General features: G+C 62.4%; 10 protein-coding genes and 1 pseudogene. 6 read left to right on the top strand and 5 right to left on the bottom strand.

What is annotated here, in order from left to right; translation table 11 throughout:
• Nucleotides 1–28 precede the first annotated feature (28 nt).
• The 3 genes from AX685_RS02670 to AX685_RS02660 form a co-directional block, all read right to left on the bottom strand.
• Nucleotides 29–922, bottom strand: coding sequence for an acetyl-CoA hydrolase/transferase family protein (locus AX685_RS02670; protein ID WP_066485165.1), 894 nt, complete (start codon nucleotides 920–922; stop codon nucleotides 29–31).
• Entirely contained in the window at nucleotides 919–2,664 is a 1,746-nt protein-coding gene (locus AX685_RS02665) for an acyl-CoA dehydrogenase (protein ID WP_066485164.1), read from the bottom strand. The genes AX685_RS02670 and AX685_RS02665 overlap by 4 nt, the downstream gene beginning before the upstream one ends.
• Nucleotides 2,665–2,868: 204 nt before the next feature.
• The gene (locus AX685_RS02660) at nucleotides 2,869–3,336 is read right to left on the bottom strand and encodes a MarR family winged helix-turn-helix transcriptional regulator (RefSeq protein ID WP_066485157.1); all 468 of its coding nucleotides are present in this window, start codon (nucleotides 3,334–3,336) and stop codon (nucleotides 2,869–2,871) included.
• A gap of 177 nt (nucleotides 3,337–3,513) precedes the next feature.
• Between AX685_RS02660 and AX685_RS02655 the strand changes: the two are divergent.
• A pseudogene (locus tag AX685_RS02655) lies at nucleotides 3,514–3,738 on the top strand (transposase); the annotation flags it as partial.
• 35 nt (nucleotides 3,739–3,773) lie between these two features.
• On the opposite strand, the gene AX685_RS02650 reads toward AX685_RS02655, so the two are convergent.
• Complete coding sequence (locus tag AX685_RS02650; protein ID WP_053556454.1) at nucleotides 3,774–6,671, bottom strand: Tn3 family transposase; 2,898 nt, start codon at nucleotides 6,669–6,671, stop codon at nucleotides 3,774–3,776.
• A 95-nt stretch (nucleotides 6,672–6,766) separates the two neighbouring features.
• Here AX685_RS02650 and AX685_RS02645 point away from each other — a divergent pair, with 95 nt between their 5' ends.
• The gene (locus tag AX685_RS02645) at nucleotides 6,767–7,399 is read left to right on the top strand and encodes a recombinase family protein (RefSeq protein ID WP_066485153.1); all 633 of its coding nucleotides are present in this window, start codon (nucleotides 6,767–6,769) and stop codon (nucleotides 7,397–7,399) included.
• A gap of 616 nt (nucleotides 7,400–8,015) precedes the next feature.
• Entirely contained in the window at nucleotides 8,016–8,291 is a 276-nt protein-coding gene (locus tag AX685_RS02635; protein ID WP_010408871.1) for a hypothetical protein, read from the top strand.
• Here the strand turns inward: AX685_RS02635 and AX685_RS22260 are convergent.
• Nucleotides 8,258–8,845 carry a lytic transglycosylase domain-containing protein gene (locus AX685_RS22260; protein WP_082740463.1) on the bottom strand — a complete coding sequence of 196 codons (588 nt, stop codon included), beginning with the start codon at nucleotides 8,843–8,845 and terminating at the stop codon, nucleotides 8,258–8,260. The two genes, AX685_RS02635 and AX685_RS22260, sit on opposite strands and share 34 nt — an antisense overlap.
• A 552-nt stretch (nucleotides 8,846–9,397) precedes the next feature.
• Here AX685_RS22260 and AX685_RS20820 point away from each other — a divergent pair.
• The 3 genes from AX685_RS20820 (at nucleotide 9,398) to AX685_RS02630 (ending at nucleotide 11,323) form a co-directional block, all read left to right on the top strand.
• The gene (locus tag AX685_RS20820) at nucleotides 9,398–10,027 is read left to right on the top strand and encodes a ParA family protein (protein WP_029623217.1); all 630 of its coding nucleotides are present in this window, start codon (nucleotides 9,398–9,400) and stop codon (nucleotides 10,025–10,027) included.
• Complete coding sequence (locus AX685_RS22255; protein WP_231472243.1) at nucleotides 10,028–10,336, top strand: hypothetical protein; 309 nt, start codon at nucleotides 10,028–10,030, stop codon at nucleotides 10,334–10,336.
• Nucleotides 10,337–10,483: 147 nt separating this feature from the next.
• Complete coding sequence (locus AX685_RS02630; protein ID WP_010408880.1) at nucleotides 10,484–11,323, top strand: DUF7146 domain-containing protein; 840 nt, start codon at nucleotides 10,484–10,486, stop codon at nucleotides 11,321–11,323.
• Nucleotides 11,324–11,377 lie beyond the last annotated feature (54 nt).

Below are 11,377 nucleotides of genomic sequence, written 5' to 3'. Positions count from 1 at the left end.
CGGAAATATTGAGATCCTGACAGCAAAATCAGCGATTTACTTGGGGAATGTGGGCATAGAGCAGTTTGTCGCCCATCGCGAATGTGAAAATGGAATGGCCAGGATGCAGTTGCTTGCGGCTGTTGTCCACCACGCCCTGGCGCATGAGTTCCGCCATGCCGGGAGTCATCAGTTCGGTATGGATGCCCAGATGACGATGGTCGTGCAATGCGGAGCAGACCGCGTCAGGCAAGGCGCCGATGCCCATCTGAAGACAGTCGCCATCCTCGACCAGCCCCGCGATGATCGCGCCGATCGCGCGATCGACCGCGTTCGGTTCCGCCCGCGGGAGCGCGATCAACGGCGCGGCATGTTCGACCAGCGCCGTCACCTGCGACACATGGATCATGCAGTTCCCGCCGATCCGGGGCATGTGCGGATTGACTTCCAGGATCACGCGCCCGGCGGTGCGGGACACGGCCAGCGCATAGTCGGCGTTAGTGCCGAGACTGAAATTCCCGTCTTCATCCATCGGCGACACGGTGGTGACGAGCGTGTCGACGCCGATATGATCGGTCAGCATGCGCGGCACCTGGCTGAAAGCGACCGGGATCACCTCCACCAGCGGGGCGTTCTCGCGGATGGCGATCGCATCGAGGGCGCGTTCCACCCCACCGTGGAACAGGCTGACGGGTTTGATGCGGTCGCGCAGTTCATAGCGCAGCACCGTCTCGCCCGCGATGGCGGTTGCGAGCATGTAATAAAGGGAGATATCGGAAACCTGGGAAGCGCCCGCCCGCCTGGCCAGCGCTTCCAGGATCGCCGGGGGCTGGGCGATGCCCAGCCCCATCGCGACCTTTGCGCCCGACGGGATCAGCGCCGCCGCCTGATCCGCGGCCATGCATATGCGGGCATAGCGCGATGCCGGGGCTTCGTCGATCATGCGCCCATCTCCTCGGCGTCCAGCGCATAAAGCGGCGCGGCGCCTGCCATGGCGGCGGCCCGAAGCCCGCCCGCTTCGGGAACAATCTGATCGAGGTAGAAGCGGACCGTGGCGACCTTCGCCTTGAGGAAGGCGGGGTTCCCCTCACCCTCCGCGATCATGGACGCGGCGACTTTCCCTTGACGCGACATGAGCCATCCGCAGGTCAGCGTCGCCACCATGGTCAGGAAGGGGTAGCTGCCGGCAAGGCGGTCGTTCACGCCAGCTTCGTCCAGCATCCATGCCACGACCTGCTCGACCGCGTCGGCCAGAGAGACGAGAGTGGGCTCATCGCCGATCTCCGACCGGATATCAGCCAGCAGCGCCCGGAGGGCCGCACCGCCATCGCCCGTCATCTTGCGCCCGACAAGGTCGGCGGCCTGGATGCCGTTGGTGCCTTCGTAGATCGGGGTGATACGCGCATCGCGATAATGCTGGGCGGCGCCGGTCTCCTCGATGAAGCCCATGCCTCCATGCACCTGCACGCCCAGCGATGCGACCTCACAGCCGATGTCGGTGCCATGCGCCTTGATGAGCGGCGTCACCAGGTCGACCCGCGCCTTGGCCGCCACGTCGCCTATATGGGCGCGGTCGACCTGGCCTGCCGCATAATAGAGCAGCGCGCGCGCGGCCTGGGTCTGCGCCTTCATCCGCAGCAGCGTGCGGCGCACATCGGGATGTTCGATGATCGCGACCGAAGTCTTGCCCGAACTGCCGTCGCTCCTGGGCGACTGTATCCGGTCGCGGGCATAGGCGATCGCCAGTTGCGTCGCGCGCTCCGCCACCTGGACGCCCTGGTTGCCGACATTGATCCGCGCATTGTTCATCATGGTGAACATCGCCCTGATTCCCGCCCCTTCGGGGCCAACCAGTTCGCCTATGCAATCGTCATTGTCGCCATAGGACATCACGCAGGTGGGCGAGGCATGGATGCCCAGCTTATGTTCGATCGAGACGCAATGGACGTCGTTCAGGACGCCGGGATTGCCGGATTCGTCCAGCCGGTATTTGGGCACCAGGAACAGCGAGAGGCCCTTTGTTCCCTCCGGCGCGCCCGGCGTGCGGGCCAGCACCAGATGGATGATATTGTCCGCCAGGTCATGCTCGCCGAAGGTGATGAAGATCTTCTGCCCCTTGACCCGCCAGCTACCGTCCGGCGCCGGCGCCGCGGTGGTGCGCAGCGCGCCTACATCCGAACCGGCCTGCGGTTCGGTCAGGTTCATGGTTCCTGGCCATTCGCCGGTGATCAGCTTGGGCAGCCATTTGGCCTGCTGTTCCGGGTTGCCGTGGACGACCAGCGATTCAATCGCGCCGGGAGTGAGCATGTTGACGAGGGAGAAGCCCATATTGGCCGTGCCCAGATCCTCCATGACCACCGTCGCCAGCGAGAAAGGCAGCCCCTGTCCGCCGAACGCTTCGGGGCCAGCGAGCGTGCCCCAGCCATTTGCCACAAATGCGTGATAGGCTGCCCGGAAACCTTCCGGCATGGTGACGACACCATCGTTCCATCGTGCCCCGACCGTGTCGCCCAGGCGCAGGAGGGGAGCATATTCCCCCTCGGCGAACGCGGCGGCGCCCTCCACGATCGCATCCACCATGTCCTCGCTGGCTGCCGCGAAGCGCGCATCGGCACCGATTTCGGCAATACCCGCGACATGGTGGAGCAGAAAACGCTGTTCAGCGACGGGGGCGGAATAGGTCATGAAAATCCTTCTCCAAAAAGTCATTCGTTGGGACGCAGTCAGTAACAGACCGCCCAGCTGTGTTTCAGATACTGTCCGCCCGCTCCGGCCGAGCTTTCAGGCTGTATTTCTATGTATAATGGCTGGAAGTTTCGTAATATTGCCTGACGCGACCTCGTCGAATTGAAGCGCGGCGCGCATCCTGGGGATACCCCGGCCAGGGACTCATGCCGCTGACCGATCGGGATCGGAACGTTCGCTCATACGCATCTCAAGCAGCGTGAAAATGCGCAGGCAGGCGGCGATGTCCTCGTTGGAAATATCTGTCAGAAGCTCGCTGCGGAGTTGAGCGAAGCTGGCTTCGACTTTCAATGCGACTCTCCTGCCCTCGACGGTCAGGTGTAGTGTCTTGGCGCGGCGGTCCGACGCGTCCTCGCTCCTCTCCACCAGTCCGCGGGCGCATAGCAGGTCGAGTTGCCTGACGAGTCCGGGGCCTTCGATGCCAAGCGCGTTCGCGAGGATGCCCTGGCGCGTTCCGTCTCCCATGCGGCTGAGAATAGCCAATGGCAGGGCGCTCGCCGCTGAGAGGTGGTAGGGATTGACGACTTTGTCGAGCTGTCTCGAATAGTGCCTTCCCAGCAGCACAAGCCCGGTCGATAACTGCTGCTCAATCAGGGTGCGCTCGTCCGTCATACCCTCAATAGATAACATGAAAATAGTTCGCCTGCGATCTATAATGTCACGTTAGCCCGTCTTATTCACCGGCGGCATGGGATGGGGTTGGCGGACGTGGCGTAAGTTACTGATCTGGAGTAGAGAAAGGGTGCTTAAATCATCCCTCTACGCCGGACAGAAAGTGCCACGACCGCCATGGCAGATGATAGCCTCCTCGGTTTCTCATTCCCAGCGATTTGCCGCAAGAAAATGACCGCCGCCTTCGACGGCGGTCGGCTGACATCCGATGGTGGCGTATTGCTGCTGGCGCAGGCCGAGCGACAGCTTGGCATTGCGGAACGGCTTGCCGCCTGCATTTGTGACCCTCGCGACCAGAGCCGCGTCGTCCACGATCTCGACGACATCCTGCGCGCTCGCATGCTGGGGTCAGTTCTGGCTGAGGGCGGAATGACACCCTAAGCGGCGGAGTCCTTGGGCCAAAGGTACTCACCAGTGAGAAGGATGTGGGCCCACCCGAGCGGCGAGATATGGGCGAGAAGATGGTCGGGGGTATCGAGCCCTTCGCGGCGGCGAGCTTCGACGGCATGGCCGAGATGCAGGGTGTTCCAGTAGACGATGATGGCGGTCAGTAGGTTGAGGCCAGCGATCCGGTAATGCTGACCCTCCGTCGTGCGGTCGCGGATTTCGCCCTGACGGCCAATGCGCAGGGCATTTTTCAACGCATGATGTGCCTCACCTTTGTTGAGGCCCACCTGTGCACGGCGCTGCATACCGGCGTCGAGAATCCATTCGACGATGAATAGCGTCCGCTCGATCCGGCCCACCTCGCGCAGCGCGGCTGCAAGATCGTTCTGGCGCGGATAGGCGGCGAGCTTGCGCAAGATGCTGCTCGGCGCGACCTGCCCCGCGCTCATGGTGGCGGCGCAGCGGAACAGGTCGGGCCAGTTGGAAACGATCAGCGCCTCACGAACCTTGCCGCCCACCAGCGGGCGCAGCTCGCTCGGCGTGGTGGCAGGGTCGAATACGTACAGTCGTTTGGATGGGAGGTCGCGGATGCGCAGCACAAGGCGGTAGCCGAGCATGGCGCTGATCCCGAACAGATGATCGGTGAACCCGCCAGTGTCGGCGTATTGCTCTTCGATCCGTCGCCCTGCCTCATTCATCGTCAGCCCGTCGAGCAGGTAAGGTGCTTCGCTGACTGTGGCTGGAATAGTCCGCGATGCAAACGGCGCGAAGCGGTCGTTGACGTGAGTATAGGCCTTGATTCCGGGATCGTTGCCGTAGCGGGCGTTGATCGTGTTCATCGCCTCGCCCTGCCGTGCTGCGGGGAAGAACTGGCCATCGGCCGATGCGGCTCTACCCATACCCCACACCTGGGCCATCGGCAGCGCCCCTTGCGCCGCGACCACGTTGGCCAGCGCCTGGTCGATCGCCTCGCTTTCGACGTGCCAGCGCGCGAGACGGGAGAGTTGCCAATAGTCGTGGGTGTTGGAAGCCTCTGCCATCTTACGCAGGCCCAAATTCAGGCCCTCGGCGAGCAGGACGTTGAGCAGACCAATTCGGTCGCCGCACGGCACGCCGGTGCGCAGATGCGTGAAGGCATCGGTGAAACCCAGCGCGGTATCGACTTCGAGCAGCAGATCGGTGATGCGGACGGGCGGCAGGCGGCGATACAGATCGAGCATCAGATCCTCGATCCCATCCGGCGCGTCGGCGGTGAGGCGATCAATGCGCAGCGTGCCGTCTTCGATGCTGCCTTTCGGAATTGTACCGCTGCGCGCGGCGCGACCGAGCCGGGCAAGGCCATCGGCGAGACGCACCTTGCGGTCAGCCAGCCAGACATGCGGGTCGGACGGGACCGCTAGCTTCGCGGCATGCGCGACCGCCATCGGCACGAGGACGTGGCGCAGGTCACCATACCGATGCGAGCGGTCGAACCAGATGTCGCCCGAGCGCAGCGCGTCGCGCAGGTGGAACATGACCGCGACTTCCCGGAGGCGGGCATCATCATCGCCCTTCGCCCGCAACTGTCGCCGCCATTTGGAATGCGGGCGCAAGAAATCGTCGGCCGCCGGAACTGCGCCCCTGGTAGCGATGGCGGTAGCCGCGTCCAGCAAAGGCCGTGCAACCGCCGCAGCTTTGAGGTCGAGGCATCGCAGCATGCGCGGGGCATACCGACGGAAGCGGTGATACCCCTGATCAACATAGGCCAGCGGATCGTCGCCCAAGGTGTCCGTCAACGTCTTGGCCGTAGCGACGAGACTGGTGAGCCGTTCCCATCCCGCCCCGCGCGCGACCGCATCTTCCAGCGACGCGCCGTCGCCATGCGCTTCGAGCAATGATTGACCGAGTGCAGTGAAGCCGTTCAAAGTCGCAGTGGTAGCGCCTCTGGTTTCTACGACCCGCGCGTCATGCAGTTGCTTCGCGTCGCGCCAGGTGCGGCCAACGATCCGGTCATGTGTTTCGATCACCGCATCCGCCGTCGCAGTGGCCCATTCAATGACGCAAACCGCCATGATAGCGCGGCGCCGATCGGCGCCGAGATCGCGCAGGCCATCGGCGAAGTAGCGCTCGCCCTGCCGGCGTAGCCGGGCGACGCGATGCGGTGGAACACCGGCAAGTAAACCATCATTGAGGTTCATCGCGCGCAGGAACTCGAGCCGGTCGAGCAGCCGGTTCGCCGCGGCGGAGTTGTTGCCCGGCTCAATCCGGCGCAGCCAGATGAAGCGGCTGATCGCCCCCGGCAGCATCTCGGTAGTCAGTCGGTCGAGCCCATCACAGGCGACGGGATCGAGACGGGCTGCGATCCGCTTCTCGATCTGGCGTTCGGCGGCGACGAGCGCGTCCGCGCACAACCGCTCGATTGTCGTGATCGCTGGCAGGATGGTCATGGTTTCACGGCAGCGGGCAATGAAGCGCCGGGCAAGGTCGTCGTTTGAGCGTGCCTGCTCGGCTTCGGCGAGAAGCCAATCCCGGAACGCCCTGGCATGCGGTCCCTGTCCGGGGAACATCCTGTATCCGTAGATGCGGCGCAGCGCCTCCATGTGCTGGTGCCGGGTTTGGCGTCGAACGGCATAGGACGCGAGCGTGTCGCCAGCGATGCCAAGCTGGGCACCTAGAAAGGCGGACACGGCGTGGGGGATCAGTTCGCCGGGAGCAAGCGTCCGACCTGGATATCGCAGCGCACACAACTGCAGGGCGAACCCGATGCGGTTCTCCGGTCGGCGCCGCCGGTCGATATGGATCAGGTCATCGGCTGCCAGAATATAATGCCGCAGCAGCGCCGCTTCGTCAGTCGGCAGGTCGAGTAGGGCCGAACGCTGTCGGGCGCTGAGGATATGGCGTCTCGGCATGCACGGCTTGTCCCTATTGAACAGAAGTCTGTTTTGGACAACACTGAGCCTACGCAGATCAAGGGTTTTCGGGGCCGGTTTTCGGGAAGGTTCAATTGGGACAACGCGCCGCCATCTACGCCCGCGTCTCGACCGCCGATCAGTCGTGCGAGCGGCAGTTGCGCGACCTGGCCGGTTTCGCCGAACGCGGCGGATACGAGGTGGTCGAGATCTTCCGCGAAACCGCCTCGGGCATGAAGGCCAACCGCTCGGCGCGCACCCAGGTGATGAAGCTGGCGCAAGCGCGCCACATCGATGCGATCCTCGTCACCGAACTCAGCCGCTGGGGACGCTCGACCCAGGACCTGCTCGATACGCTCAACCGGCTGTCAGGCTGGCGCGTTTCGGTAGTCGCGATGAGCGGCATGACGTTCGAGGTCGACACCCCGCACGGGCGGATGATGGCGACGATGCTTGCCGGCATCGCGCAGTTCGAGCGCGACATGCTGAGCGAACGGGTGCGCTCCGGCCTCGCTGCGGCACGGGCGCGGGGACGCAAATTGGGAAGACAGACCGGCGACCGCCCCAAGTCCGACCGGCTCGCCCCCAAGGTGTTGGCGCTCGTCGCCGAGGGCCGCAGCTACCGCTGGATCGCCCGCGACCTTGGCCTCAGCAAGAACACCGTCGCCGCGATCGTCGGGCGGGCGCGGGTGAAGACGATCTCCGATACCCAGCTAGCGAATGAGTAGCTCCCACATCTGATCCGATAGTGGGGTTGGTGATCACCAATGGCGGACGTTGCCATTTAGGATAAATAGAGCTCATGGAAACTGTAGGCTTCTTCGGACTGGCAGCAGCCCTGATTTGCACTGGCGTGGTGATCGTCAGCTTATTCTCGGGAAGAGTGCCAGCGCGGTGGCCCGTTCCCTCGCTATATCGTCGCAGCACGCCGAAGAGCTTTTGGATGATGATCGTCATATACGCGGCGGGTGCGATCATGAGTGGGCTGCTTGCGAGTCAGTTCATCAACTGAGCCCTCACCATCCGCTTCCCGTCAATCGGGCCGATCCGCTTAGGGTGTCATTTCGCCCCTAGCCGGAACCGACCCCTGGGTCCACAAACGGCAAGACCAAGCGGCAAGGTTGGACGCGCCGCTTCGCGTCGCGATGCTCCCGAGGGGAGCAAGCGTTTACCGTTGCGCTGAAATTGCCGCCTTTGTGCCCGGTGCAGCCGTTTTTGGTGCGTCATCGCGACCGTAGCGCCATGCTGAGCACCAACTTGCGATTGAAAACGCAGCCCACCTGGTAACTAATGCGCGATTCAGCGGTTAATGGGCCGTCAGCATCTTGCTGCTAGGTGGTCGGCATGCCCCAAGCGACACTTCAGGCCTGGCTTTCACTCTATGCCGCGGTCGGCGTCATGGTGGCGCTGTGCGCTGTCCTCGCGATGATAAAGACCGCCTACGATTATCGTCTGGGAACTAGGAAACTCCCAACTGCGACCGTCCTCGATAAGGTACTCGTTGCACCCCGGTTGTGGATACGTTGGCAGATCAACTATCTGCTCGGCGCGCCGGCGATCCTCGGAATTGCGATCTATTACGCGCACTACCTCGGGTTCGATACTCTTGTAGATGTGTAAGCGAGTAACTGGACCCCCCTGCCCCGGAATTCCTGTCGACCCACTGCCAAACCGGCGGTCTGAATCGATGCTGTCCTGAACGATCCGGTGCTCCACCCTCGAGTGATCGCTGCGACATAGTCCATCGTCTCGCGAAACGGCGGAATACGGCGCATCGATCGAACGCGTCCTGGACCTGCATTGTACGCGGCCAAGGCTAGATCGACCCGCTTGAACTCATCCAGATGCGCGCGGAGGTATCTGGCCCCTCCCCTCAGGTTCGACAACGGATCTCTCGAATTGAAAACCCCAAGTCCACGCGCTGTACCGGGCATCAATTGGGTAAGGCCAACGGCGCCCTTCGGTGATACGATCAATGGGTCATAGCGGCTTTCCTGGGCCACCAGTGCATCGAAAAGCCCGACTGGCACACCAGCTTCGCACGCCACGGCCTGGATCAAGGGGTAATATTGAGCCCGCCGAGCTTCGAGCCAGCCTGGAAAATCGCCGCGTGGACGGTAGGGTGTGATTGAGCAAGCCTGTGGGGTGTAGAGATAACTTGCGATATCGGACATCGCTGCCCGGCCAGCTCCCCCCGAAACCTGGCCAGTCTGCATCCAAAGGGGCACCGATATATGCGACGTGCTTATTGCCTCCTCTTGGGGTTCCATTACGGGGCTGCCGAATGATCTGAAGTCATTGCCTAAAACGGCTTCCATGCTTGGTACTGGCGGCGTTCCGTCTGTTGGCATACCCCGCATTCTCGGGCCCACATCGATGACGGCTTCAACTGCCTGCCCATCAAATGTCATTACCTCGGCCTGCTTAGCTGCCGATGTTTGCGCCCATAGCAGTGCCATAACACTACCCACTACGCATAAGCTCGAGTTCGATCGCGTGTTCATCGATCATTGAACATCATGTTTCGATCAACCGCACAACGTGGAAAAAAATTCCACTATCTCCCAGTGCTTGATCCAGACTAGGTCAGGCAAACCCCCGTGGGTAGCAGCTAGCTCACAGATATCTGCTGGTTGGGTATCAGCTAGCTATCACATAGGTAGCGGTTGCCAAACTGCTAGAGAGCGGCTAGCTATCCAGTCGTTCGAACTATTACAGGATCGGTCATGGCTGCTGTCGTAGCATTCGTCTCACAAAAAGGCGGTGTAGGAAAAAGCACCTTGGCAAGAGCCCTTGCTCGCGAGGCGGCGGCAGGCGAACTGCGGGTTAAAATCGCCGATCTCGATACTCAACAGGGCACTTCGGTCGATTGGCACCGAGCACGCCTTGGCATCTCCATCGAGCCGATTGTGTCGGTTGAGGCATTCAAAACCGCGTCTCAGGCCCTGGCCGCTGCAGACGGCTTCGATCTGCTTATCATCGACGGCCCCGCTCGGACCAGCAAAGCTACACTTGAAATTGCACGGTCATCGTCACTCGTGGTTCAACCCACCGGCGCATCCTTGGACGATCTCAGGCCTGCCGTCCGCGAATACCATGCCCTTGTTAAGGAGGGTATCCCGACTGGACGGCTCGTTTTTGCGCTCAACCGCATTGGAACTTCGGCTGAAGAAAATGACGCGCGGGCGTATTTGACCGAAGCGGGGTATAATGTCCTCGACGGTTCGATCGTGGAACGACCAGCATACCGGCAAGCGCAGAACCAAGGCCTGTCAATTACCGAAACCAAATTCTCCGGCCTTAACCAGCGTGCTGATACTCTGATCCAATCCCTAATCGACAAAGTAGCGGGGTGAATGATGGCCGATATCTCGAAGCTAAAGAAGGCTACTCGTTTGGGTTCACCCCCACCAATCAGTGAGGCGAGCCAGAATTTGGATGCACCCGAAGTAGCCCCCGCCCCTCCGGCTGCACCGCTGATAACCGCAACCCGCATTGATGCCCGCAGTTCGCGCAAGACTAACCGCACTCAACAATTTGCGACTAGGGTCACACCCGAATGGGACAATCGAATCCGCGAAATAGCTCAACGTGAGGGTCTGCTTCTTACAGAAGTGCTCGAGAAGGCACTCGACGCTTATGAGAAACTGCTAGCTCAAAGGTAGCTAGCCGCTAGATACCAGCCATCTCAACGCTAGATAGCGGAGGTCTAACTGCTAACACGGGGATCTTCCGCTAGCTGCTAGCCAGCAGCTACTGAGTCACCTAGGAAGGGAGAGAAGGGGGTCAGAGGCAGCGAGAAAGGATCGGTCATGCCCCTCGTTGCGCTGAAACCCACCCAGACCATCGTGGACATCGTCGGCGCCCTCGGCGGCACCTGGCACGGCTACAACGCCATGTGCCGTTGCCCGGCCCACGCCGACAGCGATCCCAGCCTCTCGATCCGGCAGGGCCATGACGGCATCCTCGTTCACTGCTTCGCCGGCTGCACCGCCGAGGACGTGCTCCGCGAGATCGCGCGCATCAGACCCGGACGCACCTACGACCCACCCGCTGAACAGCGCACCGGCAGACCCGCCAACATCGAACGGCTGTGGAACGAGGGGTTGCCGATCGCCGGAACGCCCGCGGAAGCCTATCTCCGCTTTCGCGGCATCACCGGCGCCTTCGACGACCTGAGCTACCACCCGCGCTGTCCGTGGGGACCGAAACCGCATACCCGGTTCCTCCCGGCGCTGCTGATCGCGGCGCGGGAGGGGCGCACGCTGCGCTCGATTCAGCGCATCTTCCTCGACCTCGCGCATGGCGGCTATCTCGACAAGGCGACGCTCGGCACGCCGGGAGGTGCGACCTGGCAGGGCATGCGCGTCACCGACACATTGGCGCTTGGTGAGGGGTTCGAGACCTCGGCCGCCTTCACCCAGATCCACGGCATCCCGTGCTGGGCGACGCTCGGCGCGGCGCGGCTCGACCGTGTCCACATCCCCGATAGCGTCACCACGCTGATCTTCGCCGAGGACAATGACTTCGAGGGCCGACGCGCACGACGCAAGGCGTGGGCCGCCTATCGGCCGCGCGGGCTGACGCTGAAGCGGATGCCGCCACCCTCACGTTATGGCGACTGGGCCGACGTCGTGAAACCCGGAGCCTGAGAGCCCGATCCGAAATTAAGTTGAGTGGTATCAGCGGGTTAGCTTGACGCTTGC

The sequence above is a fragment of the Sphingomonas sp. CCH9-F2 genome (genome assembly GCF_001556735.1).
Lineage (GTDB): Bacteria > Pseudomonadota > Alphaproteobacteria > Sphingomonadales > Sphingomonadaceae > Sphingomonas > Sphingomonas ginsenosidimutans.
Note: the sequence above shows the minus strand (reverse complement) of the source record. Positions and strands in the feature narration are given on the sequence as shown.

Coding starts and splice junctions, on each gene's coding strand:
- AX685_RS02665 (WP_066485164.1), bottom strand. CDS start 2,664: ATGACCTATTCCGCCCCCGTCGCTGAACAGCGTTTTCTGCTCCACCAT.
- AX685_RS02630 (WP_010408880.1), top strand. CDS start 10,484: ATGCCCCTCGTTGCGCTGAAACCCACCCAGACCATCGTGGACATCGTC.
- AX685_RS02650 (WP_053556454.1), bottom strand. CDS start 6,671: ATGCCGAGACGCCATATCCTCAGCGCCCGACAGCGTTCGGCCCTACTC.
- AX685_RS20820 (WP_029623217.1), top strand. CDS start 9,398: ATGGCTGCTGTCGTAGCATTCGTCTCACAAAAAGGCGGTGTAGGAAAA.
- AX685_RS02670 (WP_066485165.1), bottom strand. CDS start 922: ATGATCGACGAAGCCCCGGCATCGCGCTATGCCCGCATATGCATGGCC.
- AX685_RS22260 (WP_082740463.1), bottom strand. CDS start 8,845: ATGTCCGATATCGCAAGTTATCTCTACACCCCACAGGCTTGCTCAATC.
- AX685_RS02635 (WP_010408871.1), top strand. CDS start 8,016: ATGCCCCAAGCGACACTTCAGGCCTGGCTTTCACTCTATGCCGCGGTC.
- AX685_RS02660 (WP_066485157.1), bottom strand. CDS start 3,336: ATGACGGACGAGCGCACCCTGATTGAGCAGCAGTTATCGACCGGGCTT.
- AX685_RS22255 (WP_231472243.1), top strand. CDS start 10,028: ATGATGGCCGATATCTCGAAGCTAAAGAAGGCTACTCGTTTGGGTTCA.